The sequence below is a fragment of the Costertonia aggregata genome (assembly GCF_013402795.1).
GTDB lineage: Bacteria > Bacteroidota > Bacteroidia > Flavobacteriales > Flavobacteriaceae > Costertonia > Costertonia aggregata.
Genome location: NZ_CP058595.1, coordinates 908,108 through 927,170, shown reverse-complemented (window position 1 = coordinate 927,170; position 19,063 = coordinate 908,108). Strand labels below are relative to the sequence as shown.

The following is a 19,063-nucleotide window of genomic DNA, read 5'->3' as shown; positions in this document are numbered from 1 at the left end:
AGGATTGATTAATCAAAGAGTAATAAATTTACCCTTTTCAAGAAATTGAAATAACTTAACAATACAAACAAAATTAACAGAATATCCAATCCAACAACAAAGAACTACTTTATCTTTTCAGCGCAATTAAATTATTACACAAGGTTTTGTAAAACTATTACAGGCTTTACGATTTTGTAGTTTATTATCTCTATATCTTTGAACAAAAGCTTCACAAAATTGTATGTACTGTAATTGTTGTTGACACTTATTTTCTGTTTTTAAATATCATGTAGCGTATGAAAATATGGTTCGCTCTTAGAGTGGTCATGAGGATATGTTTTCAATTGCAAAATGGCCTTGTTTATATGAAATAGGTTCAATTCTCCACTGGAGCAAAAGAGATAGTTTGCATAAATAAAAAAATAAAATCACCTTCAATGTTTGATTTGGAAATATCTTTATAAACCTCAATTGTATATCTTCTATTTAAAATGTTCCTTTCTGAAACGTAAACTGAACCGTGTTTTTCACAAATTAACACTTCACTTTTTAGCATTGAAAATCAGTTAGTTATAAATATATAAGTATAAATATTAGTAATACAGAACAAAATACAGTCTTAAACACAGTTTTTCTGTTTTTGCATATAAACGGTTTCAGTTTCTTGTGAATTAATACTCAGATTAAAAATACAAATTTATCGGATTTACCCTCCCTACCCTCCTTTTCCTCTAAAAAGCCCTGTTTGTGAACGTTCAAGAAGGAGTGATATGTAATTACGGAAGGGTTAACACCCTCCTTTGAATACTTGAATTAGGAAGGTAAGGAGGGTTAGGTGTGGGTTAATTTTTTTTACCCTCCTTATTTATCAAGCGTCAATAATTAATAATCTGACAAAAGGAGGGTAGGGAGGGTAAAACTTAGCAAAAAGATTTTTCAACATAATAAAATGTAGAACCGCCTGTTTTCTTTTTTTCAAAATTTTCTTTAGACAATGCTTTTCCAATATTAACCGGTCTGAGATTGAGCCGGGTGTAATTTGGTATTAAATAGTTTACAATGTCAGTGGATGTCATGTATTCCCCTGACTTTGGTGTGTCTGGTTTTTTGAAGTATTTCAACAACATGTCATGTTCAGGAGTTAATTCTTGAAATTTCTTATTTCTTATTTCATTTTGCTCGATATCTTTTTTGGATATAACTTCATCAAAAGTTTTATCTAGAGATAGGGAGTACGCCTGAGACCACAAATCATCAATGTTGAATTCTTTGCTGTAAGCAAAATTAATTCCATTTACTACAAAACACAGCCACCTAACACTACCAGTTTCATCCTGTAAAAATGTAGATTTATTAGTTGAGCCAATAAATGAAGCAACTCTTTGTATAACTGAATTCTTCCGGTCGTAGGGTAATCTTTCGTTTATTTGGTCTTTTGAAAGCTGGGATTTTAATTGATTTATCTCTTTTCTGGCCAGAGCTGCTAGTTCATCGAGATTTATTATAAAATTTTTACATAGTAGTAATCTGGAATCTTTGTCAGAACCGCCCATATCTTCAGCAATATAATCTGAGAGTTGTTTTGGGCAAAGATTACGGCACCAGGTAGATTTACCTATGTTTTGCCCCCTGCCGTCGTCTGTAAGTATGAAAGCTTGTTTATTAAAATACCCATCTAATAAAGCGCATTTTACAGCCCTTACGCACCATTTTTTGAAGTGATAGTAAAACTGTTCATTGTCCTCTCCCGGAGCTAGAGATATGTAGCTTGCATATTTTTTAATGTAATCAGTAGACCTATCCCATTTATGGAGAGAATTGAAATAATCCTTTAAAGGATTATATTTAGGAACAAAATCACTTTTTAAAATTGATATTAGGTTGTTCATTGGTACTGCGATGTTCTTTTTTCTTAATTCTATGAATAAACTATCTTCATTGCATATTTTCCAATTCTCCTGATCTTTTAGCGATATTTCTATATCTAGGGAAATTATATTTAGACGTAAGTCATATTTTTCCTCTATATAATCCTCAACTTGATGGAAGATAGTGGTTCCTGAACCTCCTGAGTGCTGATTTTCGCTTTTGGTTTTAGGGATTATTTTTTTATATTCCATTTAGAAAATTATTAATTTGAACTTTAAGACCAGCTTCAACTTCTTTTTTATTCCATGCATCTCCAATAAAGACTCGTCTTACGTCATCATCCTCTAATAATCTTTTTAAACTATTTAAGTTTTTTGATTTTTCGATTTTACTTTCTGAAGCAGGATGTTTATCTAATTTGCATCCGGCCTTGTTGAGTACATTATATTTGATACTGAGGTTTATTTGAGAAGTTAAATCTTCCACATAATTTTCAAAAGGCTTATCTAATAAATGATGAAGTTCTCTATGGGCTATGGCTTTGTCAATTGTAGTATTATATTTTTCTAAAAAATATCCAAGGTTGTAAGTATATAGTTTTGCGAAATGGAGGTTTTCTTGAAACGTCCGTTCTTGTTTAAAATTGACAAAATCAACTATTTTGTTTATAGCTGTAATATCTTTTTCGTTTATATATATATGGTCAAATTCACCGAATCTCCATATTAACCTATTAATTGCAGCATCTAGCTTCATAAGCTTTTAATTTAGAGATTGGTTTATGTGAAATAGACCCTTTTTGAATGTTATATTTGATTTGATAGTCCGGATAACTGTATTAATACGAAGTGTGTTTGGTGTCCGGAAATTGGGGTTTTGATATAACCCAACTACTGGGTATATTTGTTTCATAATATTTAATTTTTATACAAGATTTTTAGGGATAGCTGTAACTATCCCTTTTTTTATGAATTTTCTAATGTAGCTTCGATTTCCTCTCTTTTAAACCTAATTCTATTACCTATTTTGTATGGTTTTAGAATATCTTTTTTGCACCATACATGAATAGTAACAAGCGATACTCCTAAGAGTATGGAAGCTTCTTTTCTAGTTAGATATTCTGATTTTTTAGAATTTTCTAAGTTGTTTTTAAGGTTGTCTAGTTGTGTTTTTATTCCGGTAAGAATTTCGTTTTTGAATTCTTCCGGAGAAACATTGTGAAGTTGTAATACATTAGTTTTCATAGTACTGTTTTAACAATTAACAGTACAATTCTAACTATATAAGGTTAAGTTTAATATATTGTAGCGACTCTAAAAAAGACTACAAATAGTTTAAGTCATTGAGGATTTCATCTATTTCTCTAACCATTTTTCTTGTTTTAGGGTGCTTAATTGACTCGCTTGTTTTCGAATCTATTAGTAATTGTCTGAGTTTTTTTTCTATTGTTTTTGGATGAGTTGAAGTAATTTTTCCAATTATGCTATATATCTTAGTTTGAGTAAATCCTGCCTGTTGCATTTTCTTTACTAATCCAATCTTGTCGAAGAAATATGCAGCACAATAAGCATTATAGTTTTCGATGTCATCGTTTAGAGTATCAATGCTTTCAAGATTATCATTTACTAGGTTTTGAATATTTTTTATGTGAAAAAGACAATATTTAACCTTTAAGAATTTACTTAGACTTTTTCCAAATTCAGAAAGGTTTGAATATTCTTCAAAATCGAAAGTAGAGCCCAGGTAAACCTTTCCTAAAATATAATCTATCTGATAAGATTCTGATATTAAAAAAAAATTATACTCGGTTCCAGCGCCAAGAATCAATTCATCAGTCCAAATATTATATTCTACTGTAAAGCATTTTAGTTTAAAGGGGTCATTTCGTTTAATAACTTCTTGTAAGTAATTCAACTGTTCATCTACATTAGATAAAAAATTTAAATTGAAATCGATTTCGTTTGAAGTGTCCAACAAATCTAACTGCGTTTTGAAAACCTCAAATATCTCAAGTAGAAATAACCAATTAATACCTATCACATATTCATCAGTTCTATAAGATTCATTAATGCGAAATGGAAGTGCATCAAATTGATTTAAGTCTATATATTCTTCAGGAACGCACTTTATACCATTAGTTGGGATTAGACATTCACCTTTCTGAATTTCAAAAATATCATTTTCTAAAAAGTATTTAATTTTTTCGGATGTAGTTCTTAGACTATTGTATTTTTTTTCATCAAATATATTGTTGAACAGAAACTCCATGTTGTAATATTTGATATAATTTTAGTTCTGATTTTTAGTTTTGAAATGCTCTGCGTCAGTCAACAAATCTCTTATTGCTGTAAAATGAAAGGTGTATTCATAATGTTTGTCCTTTGTGAGGGCCCCAATTTCGTTCAATTCATTTACCCAGGCAGTAAAAAAATCTGAAAGGCTGTCTTTCATACCTCTAATCTCTTTCAAATCATGATTGTTGATAGTGGATAAAATTTTTTCTGATGAATTTTTCATAATGTTTATTTAATTAAAAAATGGATGTTTCGCTATTTTTCTTAGCCTTTCTAGGTTACTTACTTTAATGTATCCGTAAAAGGATTTTTCGGATTTATGGCCGCTAATGGCCATGATATCAAAAGTGGACATTCCAGCTAGATATGCATTCGTGCAAAAAGACCTTCTTGCAGTGTGATTTGTAATCAATTCAAATTTTTGTTTTTTAATCTTAATGGATTTCCCACCTACTGTTTTAGTGATTTCTATTAATTCATTTATTTGAGCCAATTTCCCAATGTCCTTTAAGAGATTGTTAATATTCTGTTCCGGCATTCTATATGGAGGGTTTCCGTCTCTCTTTTTTAAGATATCTAAAACAGATTTTTTTAGTGGTATAGATACCAATCTATCTGTCTTTTTTGATTTTATCTCAATATACCATAGACCGTTATTACATTTAATATTGTCTTTTGAAAGACGATTAAAGTCAGAAACTCGGAGCCCTGTATTGGCCCCAATTAAGAAAAGATCTCTAGCATTATCTTTTCTTCCCCTGAGTTCAAGGCTTTGTATTTTTTGAAGTTCATTCTCGGATAGATATATGCTGTCAACTTCTTCATTAGTTTTTGCAAACGATTTGGATTTAAAATCCATCGAATTATGAAATTTCTTTTCCCAAGCATAGTTCATGATTGTTTTTAACATTTTTATATGGTTGGAAATATAGTTTTTAGAAAAGTTTTTCTCATTAAGGAATTCAATGAAGTCGGAATAAAAGTCCAACGTTATTCTATCGTAGTTGATAGCATAAACATTGTCACTGAATTCTTTTAACACTTCATAGGAGGTTTTATAAGATTTGACAGTCCCTAAAGCCAAGGGTTTTTTTGTTGTGGGCAAAGAATTCTTGGAATAATATGTGTAATACCACTTATAGCATTCTAGAAGTGTTTTGTAAGATGATGGTGTGCTTCTTGGCTTTCTCTTTTTTAAATAAAGGTCTAGCTCGTTTCTTAGTACCTGATTGTTTATATCTATCCTCGCAGATAATAATTCGTTGTATTTATTTTCAAAAAATAATTCTAGTTGTTGTAAACTCTGATTTATTTTATTGGACATCGGTTCAGAAACAACATTTTTTATTCGTTGCTTGTCGAAATTCCAATTTGATATATCAGATATCGTAAAGCCGGTAGAATATCTCAGCTCCCTTTTCCTTCCGAAGCTGAATATCAGATAAATCGGGGTGGTCTTCTTTTTGCCAGGTCTAGGTTTGAAAGTAATTGTTGCCATTTGATTATTGTACGTTCAAATGTACGTACAATTACTTTATTAATCCTTATTTAAGTTTATTAAAGTTTACTCTAATTATTATTTTTAATTTCTATAAGGTATTATTTTAATTGGGGTAAAGGAGGAATTAGTACTTTATGAGTACCTGAATAATTAAGGTTAATCTTATTCTTGTGGGCCAACATTAAAACAAAACCCCGATACAAATTGTATCGGGGTTTTTGTTAGAAAATATAGCAAATACTGTGATAAATAGAAGATTTTCGATTGCATTGATTTCATATTGTTTCTTTTTTCACTTTTCAACTGCCCAAAAAACAACAGCAGAGATTACTTTTAATGATGAAAATGTTCAAAAAGAGTTCGCTAAAATAGTTGGTGAAAAATCAAATTCAAAAAATATACAGATGGCAAAGCAAACAAACTAGATTACAATGATATTTCTAAAGTAGTTTTAAAAGAAAAAAAAAGGAAACTTTGGTTTATGCTTATGTTAAAATAGCTGAGGATAAAAAACCATTTCTCTTAAAATAAATCGAAAAAGGTAAGGTGTTTTTATATTCTAAATATAATTCAGGATATAATTCAGGTTATATTGGTCCTACATTTAATGCAGGAGGAAGTGTTGTAAGTGGGTCAGGATATAACTTTTATACATTATATCTGCGTAAAAACGAAAAACCAGTAGCTGTGCATATAGGCTCTACTCAACTATTTTCTAAAAATTTTAAAAAAGCAACAGCTGAGTTCTTCGTTGATTGTCCAAAATTGGTTGAGAAAATCGAGAATAGGGTTTTTAAAAAGGATGTACACAAAGAGGTTAGATTTTATAATACAAGATGCAATTAATTTTTTATGCGGTTATTGATATTGAAAAGCTTCTTTTTTTAGTTAATAATCACAACAATCAGCACTTAAACTCAAATTTGTTATTGAATTGACTATCGCACCTTAAAATACATTAGTCTTTGATAAAGTAAGAAAAGACCAAGGATTTTTTAGTTTCTTTTACACTTTCACTCATTAAAAAATCATTTCAGCTACTTTTTCTTTTGATTGTGGCAATTACAAATTAATTTCAAAAATAACTTGATATTTTTGGTAGGGTATTGCCTTTTGTAATTGTTATATAAATGAAAAGCTTATTAGATTATATTTAGTATACAGCTAGTGTAATTGTTTTTGATTTCGTGGTCTATGGTTAAAGTCTTAGCTATATATCACTGTGGTTTTTTCGTTTTTTTTTTATCTATTGATAATATTATTGCATTTCATCGAAAATGATTGCTATTTGAAATAAAATATACTTTATATAACGTCTCAAATGTTAAAATTTTATACTTTACAACAATAGAAGTTAAACTTCGTAAATAATAGCAAGGCCCCCGCTATGGAATATTTTGAGACACTATTTTTAAATCTTTATTTTTTGTCATTTTTGTCATTGACAATAGCCTTCTTTATTTCTATTAGAATTTTCCCTGTGATTATTTATTTGTCCAATACCAAGAATTTGATGGATGTTCCTGGCGAAAGGAGCATGCATATGAATAAAACACCAACTTTAGGAGGAATAGGTATTTTTATTACTTTTTCATTGGCATTGATATTATTCGGGGTTTTCACAAAATTACCCCAAGAAGATTTAATCAAACTGCTATCGTTATTGGGGGGCACGATCATACTATTGTTTTTAGGGATTAAGGATGACCTAATAACCTTATCGCCCAAGAAAAAATTCAGCGGTCAAATAATTTCATCTGCTATTGTCGTTATAATGACCGATGTAAGAATATATGATTTAAACGGTATTTTGGGCATAGGTGAATTACCGTATTTGATATCTGTACTTTTTTCAATTTTCATCTTCATATTTATAATCAACGCATTTAATTTGACTGATGGTATCGATGGTCTCGCCGCATCAATCGCTATTGTGTCAAGCACTGCTTTTGGCGTATACTTTCTTTTAAATGGTAGCTTTCTATTGGCATCAATTTCATTTATACTTATAGGCTCTCTACTAGGTTTTTTGTGTTTTAACCTTTCTGACACTAGGAAAATTTTCATGGGAGATTCAGGTTCTATGTTCATAGGGTTTATTTTGGTTTTTCAAGGTATTAACCTGTTATGGATGAACGGATTGGAAAGTACATATTTCACTTACAACAACGCACCTATAATTGTACTAGCTGCGTTTGCTTTTCCGATTATGGATACCACAAGGGTATTCATAATTAGAATATGTAAAAAAAGAAGTCCTTTTACTGCCGATCGCAACCATATACACCATCGCCTGTTGGATTTAGGCCTAAGTCACAAAACGGCGACACTTTTGATATGTAACGTGAATATTTTAATCGTTGCTTCAACGATTTTGCTGGATGTGCTAAATATAAACATCAATGTTCAACTTTTGATTGTCTTTATCATGGCTCCCCTATTGTGCCTTTTCCCTTTTTTCATGGTAAAAGAAAAGGGTAAAATCAAATTTTCTATGCCCAAATTGGCATTCTTATAATAACTTCGTCAATCATAATTATGAATAGATGATATTCCATCAAATTACCTGAAATAGCATTAATTTATTCATTGCTAGAGAAAATATTTAAAAATCAACAATCAATACAGTTTGAAAAAAAAAGTTGCTTTTATAACGGGTGTTACTGGGCAGGACGGTGCTTATCTTAGCGAACTATTATTAAACAAAGGATATATTGTTCATGGTCTCAAAAGAAGGTCGTCGCTGTTTAATACGGATAGGGTAGATCATTTATATCAAGATCCCCATATTGAGGATAGAAATTTCATTCTTCATTACGGTGATATGACCGATAGTACAAACCTTATCCGATTGATTCAAGAAATACAGCCCGACGAAATCTATAACTTGGCGGCGATGAGCCACGTTCAGGTTTCATTTGAAGTTCCTGAATATACCGCAAATGCGGACGGTATAGGTACATTGCGTATTTTGGATGCTGTACGTTTATTGGGGTTGGAGAAAAAAACAAGAATCTATCAGGCATCTACCTCAGAACTATATGGTAAGGTTCAAGAAGTTCCTCAATCCGAAACCACACCGTTTTATCCAAGAAGCCCCTATGCGGTCGCTAAAATGTATGCTTATTGGATTACCGTAAATTACAGGGAGGCATACGATATGTATGCTTGCAACGGTATATTGTTCAACCACGAATCACCCATTAGGGGAGAGACTTTTGTGACCAGAAAAATTACCAGGGCGGTATCCAGGATTGCACTAGGTATTCAAGATAAGTTTTATTTGGGCAATTTGGATGCTCAAAGAGATTGGGGCCATGCCAAAGATTATGTGCGGATGATGTGGATGATCCTACAAGCAGAAGAGCCTGAGGATTGGGTCATAGCTACAGGCAAGACCACTATGGTCAGGGATTTTGTGCGTATGGCTTTTAATGAGGTCGGTATAACATTGGAATTTAAAGGCACGGGCGTTGATGAAAAGGCTTTCGTATCACAATGTTCCAATATGGCATACCAACTTCCGATGGGAAAAGAAGTGCTTAGCGTTGACCCAAAATACTTTAGACCAACCGAAGTTAATCTATTGATAGGTAATCCTGCAAAAGCAAAGACCAAATTGGGTTGGGAAGCCACTTACCAACTGTCCGATTTGGTAAGGGATATGATGACGTCGGACCTCAAACTGATGCAAAAAGAACAGTATCTTCACAATGGTGGTTACAAAACTTACAAGTATTTTGAATAAATAATGAAAAAAGACTCCAAAATATATATAGCCGGTCATAACGGTATGGTTGGCTCTGCAGTCTTACGAGTCCTTGAAAAAAGAGGATACACCAATCTATTGGGAAGAACGAGTAAAGAACTTGATTTGAGAAAGCAGGCTGATGTGCATGACTTTGTATCGTCCGAAAGACCTGATGTTATTATCGATGCCGCTGCAAAGGTAGGAGGTATTCTGGCCAATAATGACCATCCATATCAATTTTTGATGGACAATATGTTGATTCAGAACAACTTGATAAAATCAGCACATGAAACCGGAGTAAAAAAATTCATTTTTTTAGGTAGCTCCTGTATTTACCCAAAACTTGCACCGCAACCTATAAAAGAAGAATATTTATTGTCAGGGCCATTGGAGCCTACCAATGAATGGTATGCGATAGCAAAAATATCTGGCGTAAAACTATGTGAGGCCATCCGACAACAATACGGGAAGGATTTCGTATGTCTCATGCCAACGAATTTATATGGCCCCAATGATAATTTTGATTTAAAATCCTCGCACGTTTTACCTGCAATGATTCGAAAGTTTTATGATGCGAAGCAGAATCGTCATAGTCAGGTACTGCTTTGGGGCAGCGGTTCGCCAATGCGAGAGTTCTTATATGTTGACGACATGGCAAGAGCTGTAGTTTTTGCAGTAGAAAACGTTCTTCAGGAACATTTGTACAACGTAGGAGTAGGAAAAGACATAACCATTCGGGAATTGGCTAAAATTATTCAAAACATCGTTGGTCACAAAGGGAAAATAGAATGGGACAGTTCAAAACCTGACGGTACGCCCCGTAAGTTAATGGATTGTTCTAAATTGAATGAATTAGGTTGGAAAGCGAACATAGATTTGAAACAAGGTATAAAGATGACATATAATTGGTTACAGGAAAATATAAACGAACTGAAAAAAGTTCATTTGGGATAAACCAGAAAAACTAATATAATGTCATTTAAATAAAGGTAAGTGCTCAAAAGATTTTATCCCAAAAACAATAGTGAAATCCCAAAACTTTTCAGTGTGGTTTTGGATCAGGCATTCATGAGTATTACTACATTTATCACTACTATTGTTTTGGCCAGAACCTACGAAAAAACAGCTTATGCCGATCTTGTGCTCCTTTTTTCGATCACAATATTTATTTTGGGATTTCAAAGCGCTATAATTTCCAAACCTTATGCTATTAATTTGAATGATTTTGAGGAGCGTGCCCAAACTTCATACTTCAACTTTAACTTAATTCTCAAGGGCTTATTCACATTGGGAACTGTTATCGTTTTCCCATTGTTGTATTTTCTTTCGTTTGAGGAGCGGAGTGGTAAAGTATTTCTTCTCTTTTTAACTTATGTTATCGCACATTCATCGTATTTCTTTGTTCGCGAGACTTTGCTGGGGCAACGTAAGACCAGGCAGAATTTGATGTATGGTGTTTTTTGTTCTTTTGGCATAATCACCTCGTTGGCATTTATCTTTTTTTTTAAGGTAAAGGATTTGGGTTTCTTTTTGAGAATAGCATCAGTAGTATACATTATGATAACTACAATATATGTGTTCAATAACTATAAAAAAACAAGCATCAAAGTCAAAGAGCATAAAAAATTTTGGCGCTTAAATTGGGGAGTGGGCAAATGGTTGTTAGGCTCTAATTTTTTATTTCATGTAAGTACCAATATATACCCTTGGCTTTTACTATATATTACGACCAAAGATGATATTGCTATATTTGGTGTGCTTATGAGTGTTGCCGGTTTGGTAAATCCCATTTTAACCGCTTTCGGCTCCTATTTTCTACCCATTTTTGTTGGGATAAACAAAAATTTTGAAAAAATTAAATCCACAGTCAAAAAATGGAGTTTGGTTTTCGGTGCAATAGCCATTGTTTTAATAGCTTTAGGGTATTTCTTTGGACAAAAAATCATCGTTTTGTTCTTTGGCGGTAAATATACCGACTTAGGCCTGGTGGTAGTTTACCCCTTTGTTTACCAGGCTATCAATATCTTTTTTCAGCCCTACAAAATAGCTTTAAACGCCATCAAAAGAACAGATGTTAATTTCTGGATATTGATTCCAAGGAGTATCGTTGCCCTAATATTAGGATATTTTTTTATTTCAAGATTTGGCCTTGTCGGAGTTTTTTACAGTATGATCATTGAGAACATAATGTATCAAATCTTGAACTATGTAATTTATAGAGGTATAATCATAAAAACACAAAGCCAATAAAAGTTCGTTGGTTTAAATTTTTACATTGACAATGGTAACCTAGTATCTTTAAATGATTTTGTTAAGCAAAAAGAAACATATAATGCTACTTTTTTTGTTCATTACCTTTTTGGTCATGAATGCAATAACCTATAATATAAATATTTTTTTGATAGGTAAATATGGGAAATTGGCAACAGCAATACTTGGAATAATATCGTGTCAAAAATCAATTTTTCAATTCATAAATTTTGCGAAGCGTCATAGTTTGATTTTGATTTTTTGGTTTTTCTGTATGTGTTTTACTTTTTATACCGTTTTAGACAAAGGACTCAACATACAATTGATCCAAAACAATATTTTATTCGTAGTTTTCATATATTTTTTCTATCTGTTGTCCCTTGAATTTAGAAAAAAATATTTTAGGCCCCACATACACTTTTTTAAGTATTTGGTTATTGCAATGAATGCTAATTTTGTATTCTGGACATTTATATCTGTTGTTTTTTCATTTGAGATATGGCATACTCTTGAAGATAGGAGTGGTTTGGGATTGTTTTACGAAAATTATCTACAACTTGGTATTTTTTCATGTGTGGCAGCAATCGCAAACTTATTTCTTGTAATGAAAAGGGTAAGGAATAGGGAGTTTTATCTAGTTTTGTATTTTCTATATCTTTTATTGGTAATATTATCAAACTCAAGAAATTCACAATTTATATTACTGATTTTTACCCTACTGAGTTTGTTTCCATACTTAAAAAATTTGGCAATAAACTATCTATACATCATACTATTTTTACTGTTGGGAGGTTTTTTTATGTTTTTCACTAGCGAATATCTTTTGGCTGAGGACATCTCAGGTTTCACTACTGGGAGAAGCGTAATATGGTATTACATCTATGAATACTATACCCAAACCTCAATTTTCTTGGGGCACGGAATTTTCGGTTTGAATACTACAATTTTAGAGAATAATATTAGCTACAATTATTACTTTCAAAGACTTGAATTTTTATATTTTCATTCTTCATATATAGAGGTGTTTTGTGCAAGTGGGTTAGTTGGGTTTTTCTTTTTTTGTGCTTATTTGGTAAAATTTTTAAAAAGAAAAAAGCAATATTTTTTGGTGATAATTATTATATCTGTCCTTCTTGGCGGATTATTTGAAAGTTTTTTAGTACAGCCTACTATTATGATTTCATTTTTGTTTTGGTATTTTATGGTTTCAATAGAGGAACGTAGATATAGAGTGGTAAGTACAAAATCCAAACCACTGATTGGGATATGAGAGAGTTTGCACCTGTAGTTTTGTTCACTTACAATCGTTTGTCTGAAACCAGGCAAACGGTAAGAGCTCTTGAAAATAATTACTTAGCAGCTGATAGCGAGCTTTATATTTTTTCTGATGGCCCCAAGAATCTTCATGACGAAAAAAAAATATTGGAGGTTCGAAAGTTTTTAAGAAACGTAAATGGTTTCAAAAAAGTTCATTTTTTTGAATCGGACAAAAATAAGGGATTGGCCCATTCTGTTATCAATGGTGTAACGAAGGTGCTCGATATTAAGGGTAAATTAATCGTACTTGAAGATGATCTCGTGAGTTCTCCTAATTTTTTGGATTTTATGAATCAAGCACTTGATTTTTATGAAGATGTACATGAAATTATATCTATATCTGGTTATACATTAAAGCTTCCATCATTGAAAAACTATGAAAAAGATTATTATTTAGGTCAAAGAGCTTCATCTTGGGGATGGGGTATGTGGAAAGATAGGTGGGATAAGGTAGACTGGAAAGTTTCTGATTATAATAAATTTAAAAAAAACTATAAGAATGTATTTGCTTTTTATAACATTGGTAGTGATATGCCGTGGATGTTAAAAAATCAAATGAACGGCAAGATTGACTCTTGGGCCATTAGATTGTGTTACCATCAATTTAAGAATAACATGTTGACAGTTTTTGCTTCATCTTCTAAAATAAATAGTATTGGGTCTGGTAAAGATGCGACACATACATCTGGTGTCACCAAATTTGAGACACCTTTGGATAGCGGGGTAAATAGGAGGTTTTCCTTTGACAAGGTTTTGGTTATTAATAGGGATATTGCTACAGATTTTAAGTCTAAATTTTCTTTGACAAGGAGAATAATCGACAAATTTAAGAAGCATATTGAGAAACTTTAAATTTTGATGAATGCTATTTAACTCATGGGAATTTATATTTCTTTTTCTAGTCACAAGTATTTTGTATTTCAATATTTCTTATAAATACAGGATTTTCTTGTTGCTTATAAGTTCTTATATATTTTATATTTCATGGCGTTGGGACTTTGCTTTTATTATGTTGGGGGTTACTGTAATAAATTATTTTTCTGGTATAAGAATACATTCGGCAAGTCATAAATCAAAAAAGCGAATATGGCTATTCCTCGCGATTTCAACGTCATTGGTCCCTCTTTTATATTTTAAGTATGCCAATTTCTTTTTGGATAATATAAATGGGTTTATGGCCATTGCCGGTGCCAATATTAAATTTTCTTATCTAGAGCTAATCCTTCCGGTGGGTATTTCCTTTTTTACTTTTCAGGCATTGAGCTATTCTTTGGACGTATTCTATGGTAATACAAAAATCGAAAACAATATTGTGCGTTTTGGCACGTTCGTCTCCTTTTTCCCACAATTGGTAGCAGGGCCAATTGAACGTTCCTCAAACTTATTGGAACAGTTAAAGAACAAGCACTCTTTTTCCAAAGAGAATTTTATAGAAGGTTCTAAACTTTTTATATGGGGATTATTCAAAAAAGTAGTCATTGCGGACAGGTTGGCCATTTATGTTGACAAGGTTTATGAGCATCCTGAATTATATTCGGGGCCGACCTTGATTGTTGCCACTTTATTCTTTGCTTTTCAAATTTATTGTGACTTCAGTGGTTATTCGGATATGGCAATAGGGGCCGCACGTATTTTGGGTTTTAAATTGATGCAAAATTTCAACCTGCCATATTTTGCGTCGTCAATATCGGATTTTTGGAAAAGGTGGCATATATCACTCTCATCTTGGTTTGGGGATTACGTGTATAAACCGCTTGGCGGTAGTAGGGTAAAATATATAAAATGGCTACGCAATATTCTTGTTGTTTTTTTGGTGAGTGGTTTTTGGCATGGTGCGAATTGGACATTTATTATATGGGGGCTCTTACATGCCTTTCTCTATTTTTTTGAGAGCTGGGGGGATTTACTTTTACAAAAATTTAGGATTCTTAAAATAAAAAGAACAGTAATATATAAGTTTTTCAAGATAGCATCGGTGTTCATGATCGTATGCTATGCATGGGTGTATTTTAGGGCAAGTTCTGTTCGTGATGCTTTTTCAATAACTAGAAAAATATTTATCGATTGGAGCGATAAATTTTATATCGGATCATCTATGGTAACCTTTTTATTATCCATCGTATTGATAATATTCTTGCTTGTGTTTCAGATTTCACAATATAAAGGTATCAGTTCACTTTATTTTTCAAGGTCAAAGATAAACCCTTGGTTGCAAATGATATGGTATTTAACACTATTGCTTGGCATATCTTTATTGGGTATGTCATCTAATTCCTTTATATACTTTCAATTTTGAAAAATTTGAATACAAATACGATTAAAAAAAGCGGAGAGTAGTATGTACAACAAAAATTTCATCTTAAAATTAATTGCTTTTACAGCCCTATTTTTTATTCTTGATTTTTGCATAAGCAAATTTTTATTGAACGGTCTCGAAAAATATTACGGATTAAATGATGATACCGAGATTGTCTTGGTGGGACATTCTCATTTAATGCTTGGTGTGGACAAACGTAAAATGGAAAGAGAATTGGGGGTAGGGGTTTCAAAATACACTAGAGAAGGTGTTAACGTTACTGATCGTAAAATAATGACCCAACAAGTATTGAGAAAAAATAAGAAGATAAACACGTTGATATACGGCATTGATGCTTGGACATTTACAAGTGAGGGGCTTAGCAATAATTCTCATAAGTTATTTTATCCGTTTTTGAACGATTCCGTCATAGATAGCTACGTTAGTAAAAACAGTGATCTTTCCGAATATCTAAGTAAAAAAATAATCAAAACCTCAAGGTATGATGAGCTTTTGATAAGCAGTTCTTTTAGAGGGTATCTTGGTAAATGGACGAATTTAAAATTTGGAAAAGTAGATGTTGAAAATCTAAGGGCCAACATTAGAAATGGAGATTACAGGAAAATTGAAAATACAGATTATAATATTGAGGTTTTAAGAGAAACCCTGGATCTGCTCGCAAAAAAGAATATTAGGGTTATACTGTTATATGTTCCTACTATAGTTTTGTTGACCAAGGTTCAAGAACCGGCATATAATGAAACAATAGCTCTTTTTGATGCATTTTCCAAAGAATTTGATAATGTAGAGTTCCTAAATCTACAAGAACCATGGTCAAAAGAATATGATTTGTTTTATGACCCCATACATTTAAATCCGGAAGGGCAGAGTGTGATAACTGAAAAATTGATTCATTATCTAAAAATTAGTGAAAAATAATTGAAAGTAATTGATCGCACATTAATATCTAGGAGTAAAGAATAATCAAATTTTAAAATCTGCAACAATTTCATCTCATACTTTTAGCGCATGAAGAAGATTCTATTTATTCTGCATTACCCTCCGCCTATACATGGAGCTGCTATGGTAGGCAAGCACATTAGGGATAGTGAGCTTATCAACGCTTCTTTTGATTGTACGTACATTAATTTAAGCACGTCTGCCAGTGTTACTGAAATAGGTAAAGGAGGTATCAAAAAAATAATTCGTTATTTGAATATACTTTATTTTACAATCAAAAATGTATTACAATATCGTCCAAATCTGATTTATATCACGATTTCAGCGACAGGTGCGGGTTTTTATAAAGATGCATTAATAGCTCTTATTGTCAAGCTAATGCGTGTGAAAGTGGTTTATCACTTTCACAATAAAGGGATAGATAAGCATCAAGATAAATGGTTGGATAACATCTTAAATAAATTAATATTCAAAAATGTCGAAGTAATTTTATTATCCGAACATTTATATTACGATATATCTAAATATGTTTCAAAAGCAAACGTTCATTATTGCCCTAATGGTATCCCAGAGAACAGAAAACAAAATTCAGGATCTATTGAAAAAGGTAACAGCGAAAATGTAATGGTTCTATTTTTGTCAAATCTCTTAATTTCCAAAGGAATATATACGCTATTGGATGCTTGCAGGCTTTTGAAGGATAAAAATTTACCCTTCCAATGTATTTTGGCTGGCGGGGAGGGGGATATTGATACTGCGACCCTAGCCAAAAGAATAAGTTTATTGGAAATTGACGATAAAGTTACATACGTTGGTAAAAAATATGGGAATGACAAAGAAAACGAATACTCAAAAGCTGATATTTTCGTTTTCCCATCATACGACGAAACCTTTGGTCTTGTAAATTTAGAAGCTATGCAGTTCAATCTCCCGGTAATTTCTACAAATGAAGGTGGCATACCGGATGTCGTACTGGATAATGTTACAGGTTTTTTGGTTCCGTCACATGATTCTAAAGCCTTGGCCGAAAAATTGGAAATTCTTATCGTAAACCCTGTCTTGCGAAAGAAGATGGGAGATAACGGCAGAAAGCGGTATGAAGAAAATTTCACATTGAAAATTTTTGAATCCAATTTTCATAATATTGTTGATAAACTCGTTTCATGAATCTTTTAGGATATAAAATTTATACTGATTATCTAGAGTTGCCAATAAGGGAAAAAACTATCATAAATACGATAAACCCTCATTCTTATTGTATTTCTAGGAAGGATAACTATTTCGCAGAGGCTCTGAAAAATTCTGATATATTATTGGCTGATGGTATAGGTATAGTATGGGCGACAAAAGTTTTAAAGGGTAAAAAAATCAAAAAAATTGCTGGATATGATATTTTTATACATTTGATGAATTATTTGAATTCTGTTCACGGCTCCTGTTTTTTTCTTGGGGCTTCCCAGCAAACATTGAATTTCATAAAAGAAAATACTTCTAAAGAGTATCCAAACCTAAGGGTAGGTTCTTATTCGCCGCCCTATAAAGCTATTTTTGATAAAGCAGATAGTGTTGAAATGTGCAAAAGAGTCAATAATTTTAAACCTGATGTCTTATTTGTGGGGATGACCGCTCCCAAACAAGAAAAGTGGGTATACGAATTTAAAAATAACCTGGATGCAGATATAATTTGTTCTATTGGTGCGGTTTTTGACTTTTATGCAGGTACAATAAAACGACCAGGCAAAGTATGGATTAATTTGGGATTGGAATGGTTACCAAGATTTTTAAAAGAACCAAAGCGTTTGGCAAAACGTAACTTAGTATCGACCCCAAAATTCATTGCAGAAGTTATTTTTTTCAAATTATTTAAAAGAAGATTACTTTAATTGATAATTGAAATTATTCAGCGGTATCGATTTTTTTGATTTGACCTTTTAGGTTTTGTTGTTTTTATTGAATTGTCAAGATGTCAAAACTAATTGTTCTTAGAGTGCGCATCGTATCGAAAAGATATGCATCTAATTTTTATATCATGCAATAATAAGTAAATTCGATTATCGATATATATATATATTAATCATATGAACAAAAACATATTCATTTCAGCATTTGTGGTTATGATTCTGCAATCTTGTGCGAGCAAAAAAGACGTTCTCTATTTTCAGGACGCTGAGGCCCATTCGGTCGAGAATATAATTTATAACAGTTCAAAAATACAGCCCAACGATATTTTGAGTATCGTGGTCGGTGCTTCTGTTCCTGAAACGACCTATCCTTACAATGTACAATCATCGGCAGCTGGGGTCAATTTAAATTTAGATGTGCTACAACTACAAGGTTATTTGGTATCCAACGAAGGTTTTATAGATTTTCCGGTATTGGGAAAAATCAAGGTCCTTGGGGAAACTATCGACGACCTTGAAATTGCTTTACAAAAACGTTTGGAAAAAGGAGGGCATCTAATAGACCCTACGGTCAGTGTAAGAATATTGAATGCCAAAGTAACCGTGTTGGGAGAAGTAAAAGTACCGGGCACTTACACATTTACCGAACAAAATATATCTTTGCCCCAAGCGTTGGGTTATGCGGGAGATCTCACCATAAATGGGGAACGCAAAGACATTTTGATTATACGTGAAGAAAGTGGTGTCCGCAACATAGCGCGTATTGATCTTACGACCGCCGATTGGTTCGGTAGCCCGTACTACTATATTAAACCTAATGATGTAATTGTAGTTAACCCGAACAACCCTAAAGTTAAAAGTGCAGGTTTCATAGGTAATGCAGGTACTGTTTTGACTATTGCATCGTTAATATTGACTTCGGTAGTCTTAATCACAAGATAA

19 protein-coding genes are annotated in these 19,063 nt (G+C 32.3%); 13 read left to right on the top strand and 6 right to left on the bottom strand.

The annotated features are described in order from the left end of the window. Positions 1 to 902: 902 nt before the first annotated feature. From HYG79_RS04235 to HYG79_RS04210, 6 genes are all read right to left on the bottom strand, one after another. A complete protein-coding gene (locus HYG79_RS04235) occupies positions 903 to 2,102 on the bottom strand; it encodes a VapE domain-containing protein (protein ID WP_179240921.1) in 1,200 nt (399 codons plus the stop codon). Continuing rightward, positions 2,092 to 2,607: a hypothetical protein gene (locus HYG79_RS04230; RefSeq protein WP_179240920.1), complete on the bottom strand. Its 516-nt coding sequence runs from the start codon at positions 2,605 to 2,607 to the stop codon at positions 2,092 to 2,094. The genes HYG79_RS04235 and HYG79_RS04230 overlap by 11 nt, the downstream gene beginning before the upstream one ends. Before the next feature lie 209 nt (positions 2,608 to 2,816). Further along, positions 2,817 to 3,095 carry a helix-turn-helix domain-containing protein gene (locus HYG79_RS04225; protein ID WP_179240919.1) on the bottom strand — a complete coding sequence of 93 codons (279 nt, stop codon included), beginning with the start codon at positions 3,093 to 3,095 and terminating at the stop codon, positions 2,817 to 2,819. A 79-nt stretch (positions 3,096 to 3,174) separates the two neighbouring features. Continuing rightward, the gene (locus HYG79_RS04220) at positions 3,175 to 4,119 is read right to left on the bottom strand and encodes a hypothetical protein (RefSeq protein ID WP_179240918.1); all 945 of its coding nucleotides are present in this window, start codon (positions 4,117 to 4,119) and stop codon (positions 3,175 to 3,177) included. A 21-nt stretch (positions 4,120 to 4,140) separates the two neighbouring features. Further along, positions 4,141 to 4,368 carry a hypothetical protein gene (locus tag HYG79_RS04215; RefSeq protein ID WP_179240917.1) on the bottom strand — a complete coding sequence of 76 codons (228 nt, stop codon included), beginning with the start codon at positions 4,366 to 4,368 and terminating at the stop codon, positions 4,141 to 4,143. Positions 4,369 to 4,377: 9 nt separating this feature from the next. Continuing rightward, positions 4,378 to 5,643: a tyrosine-type recombinase/integrase gene (locus HYG79_RS04210; RefSeq protein WP_179240916.1), complete on the bottom strand. Its 1,266-nt coding sequence runs from the start codon at positions 5,641 to 5,643 to the stop codon at positions 4,378 to 4,380. A 221-nt stretch (positions 5,644 to 5,864) separates the two neighbouring features. Here HYG79_RS04210 and HYG79_RS04205 point away from each other — a divergent pair, with 221 nt between their 5' ends. From HYG79_RS04205 to HYG79_RS04150, 13 genes are all read left to right on the top strand, one after another. Continuing rightward, complete coding sequence (locus tag HYG79_RS04205; RefSeq protein WP_179240915.1) at positions 5,865 to 6,071, top strand: hypothetical protein; 207 nt, start codon at positions 5,865 to 5,867, stop codon at positions 6,069 to 6,071. A 121-nt stretch (positions 6,072 to 6,192) separates the two neighbouring features. Next, on the top strand, positions 6,193 to 6,492 hold the full coding sequence (locus tag HYG79_RS04200) for a hypothetical protein (protein WP_179240914.1): 300 nt from the start codon (positions 6,193 to 6,195) through the stop codon (positions 6,490 to 6,492). Between the two features lie 634 nt (positions 6,493 to 7,126). Next, complete coding sequence (locus HYG79_RS04195; RefSeq protein WP_179240913.1) at positions 7,127 to 8,164, top strand: MraY family glycosyltransferase; 1,038 nt, start codon at positions 7,127 to 7,129, stop codon at positions 8,162 to 8,164. Between the two features lie 111 nt (positions 8,165 to 8,275). Next, a complete protein-coding gene (gmd, locus tag HYG79_RS04190) occupies positions 8,276 to 9,394 on the top strand; it encodes a GDP-mannose 4,6-dehydratase (protein ID WP_179240912.1) in 1,119 nt (372 codons plus the stop codon). Positions 9,395 to 9,397: 3 nt separating this feature from the next. Further along, positions 9,398 to 10,351, top strand: coding sequence for a GDP-L-fucose synthase family protein (locus HYG79_RS04185; RefSeq protein ID WP_179240911.1), 954 nt, complete (start codon positions 9,398 to 9,400; stop codon positions 10,349 to 10,351). 39 nt (positions 10,352 to 10,390) lie between these two features. After that, positions 10,391 to 11,647, top strand: coding sequence for a lipopolysaccharide biosynthesis protein (locus HYG79_RS04180; RefSeq protein ID WP_179240910.1), 1,257 nt, complete (start codon positions 10,391 to 10,393; stop codon positions 11,645 to 11,647). Between the two features lie 52 nt (positions 11,648 to 11,699). Beyond that, positions 11,700 to 12,917 (top strand): O-antigen ligase family protein, encoded by a 1,218-nt coding sequence (locus tag HYG79_RS18255; RefSeq protein WP_394367008.1) that lies wholly within the window; start codon positions 11,700 to 11,702, stop codon positions 12,915 to 12,917. Continuing rightward, positions 12,914 to 13,816 (top strand): glycosyltransferase family protein, encoded by a 903-nt coding sequence (locus HYG79_RS04175; protein ID WP_179240909.1) that lies wholly within the window; start codon positions 12,914 to 12,916, stop codon positions 13,814 to 13,816. The genes HYG79_RS18255 and HYG79_RS04175 overlap by 4 nt, the downstream gene beginning before the upstream one ends. A gap of 301 nt (positions 13,817 to 14,117) precedes the next feature. Beyond that, positions 14,118 to 15,260 (top strand): MBOAT family O-acyltransferase, encoded by a 1,143-nt coding sequence (locus HYG79_RS04170; RefSeq protein ID WP_228027932.1) that lies wholly within the window; start codon positions 14,118 to 14,120, stop codon positions 15,258 to 15,260. A 42-nt stretch (positions 15,261 to 15,302) separates the two neighbouring features. Beyond that, positions 15,303 to 16,199 carry an SGNH/GDSL hydrolase family protein gene (locus HYG79_RS04165; protein WP_179240907.1) on the top strand — a complete coding sequence of 299 codons (897 nt, stop codon included), beginning with the start codon at positions 15,303 to 15,305 and terminating at the stop codon, positions 16,197 to 16,199. Between the two features lie 90 nt (positions 16,200 to 16,289). Then, entirely contained in the window at positions 16,290 to 17,387 is a 1,098-nt protein-coding gene (locus HYG79_RS04160) for a glycosyltransferase family 4 protein (protein ID WP_179240906.1), read from the top strand. Then, complete coding sequence (locus HYG79_RS04155) at positions 17,384 to 18,103, top strand: WecB/TagA/CpsF family glycosyltransferase (protein ID WP_179240905.1); 720 nt, start codon at positions 17,384 to 17,386, stop codon at positions 18,101 to 18,103. Before HYG79_RS04160 ends, HYG79_RS04155 begins: the two co-directional genes overlap by 4 nt. A gap of 195 nt (positions 18,104 to 18,298) precedes the next feature. After that, the gene (locus HYG79_RS04150; RefSeq protein ID WP_179240904.1) at positions 18,299 to 19,063 is read left to right on the top strand and encodes a polysaccharide biosynthesis/export family protein; all 765 of its coding nucleotides are present in this window, start codon (positions 18,299 to 18,301) and stop codon (positions 19,061 to 19,063) included.

Bases quoted from the DNA above. Each gene is read 5' to 3' on its own strand.
- HYG79_RS04210 (WP_179240916.1), bottom strand. From the start codon at position 5,643: ATGGCAACAATTACTTTCAAACCTAGACCTGGCAAAAAGAAGACCACC.
- HYG79_RS04165 (WP_179240907.1), top strand. From the start codon at position 15,303: ATGTACAACAAAAATTTCATCTTAAAATTAATTGCTTTTACAGCCCTA.
- HYG79_RS04155 (WP_179240905.1), top strand. From the start codon at position 17,384: ATGAATCTTTTAGGATATAAAATTTATACTGATTATCTAGAGTTGCCA.
- HYG79_RS04185 (WP_179240911.1), top strand. From the start codon at position 9,398: ATGAAAAAAGACTCCAAAATATATATAGCCGGTCATAACGGTATGGTT.
- HYG79_RS04160 (WP_179240906.1), top strand. From the start codon at position 16,290: ATGAAGAAGATTCTATTTATTCTGCATTACCCTCCGCCTATACATGGA.
- HYG79_RS04220 (WP_179240918.1), bottom strand. From the start codon at position 4,119: ATGGAGTTTCTGTTCAACAATATATTTGATGAAAAAAAATACAATAGT.
- HYG79_RS04150 (WP_179240904.1), top strand. From the start codon at position 18,299: ATGAACAAAAACATATTCATTTCAGCATTTGTGGTTATGATTCTGCAA.
- HYG79_RS18255 (WP_394367008.1), top strand. From the start codon at position 11,700: ATGATTTTGTTAAGCAAAAAGAAACATATAATGCTACTTTTTTTGTTC.
- HYG79_RS04175 (WP_179240909.1), top strand. From the start codon at position 12,914: ATGAGAGAGTTTGCACCTGTAGTTTTGTTCACTTACAATCGTTTGTCT.
- HYG79_RS04235 (WP_179240921.1), bottom strand. From the start codon at position 2,102: ATGGAATATAAAAAAATAATCCCTAAAACCAAAAGCGAAAATCAGCAC.
- HYG79_RS04230 (WP_179240920.1), bottom strand. From the start codon at position 2,607: ATGAAGCTAGATGCTGCAATTAATAGGTTAATATGGAGATTCGGTGAA.
- HYG79_RS04225 (WP_179240919.1), bottom strand. From the start codon at position 3,095: ATGAAAACTAATGTATTACAACTTCACAATGTTTCTCCGGAAGAATTC.
- HYG79_RS04215 (WP_179240917.1), bottom strand. From the start codon at position 4,368: ATGAAAAATTCATCAGAAAAAATTTTATCCACTATCAACAATCATGAT.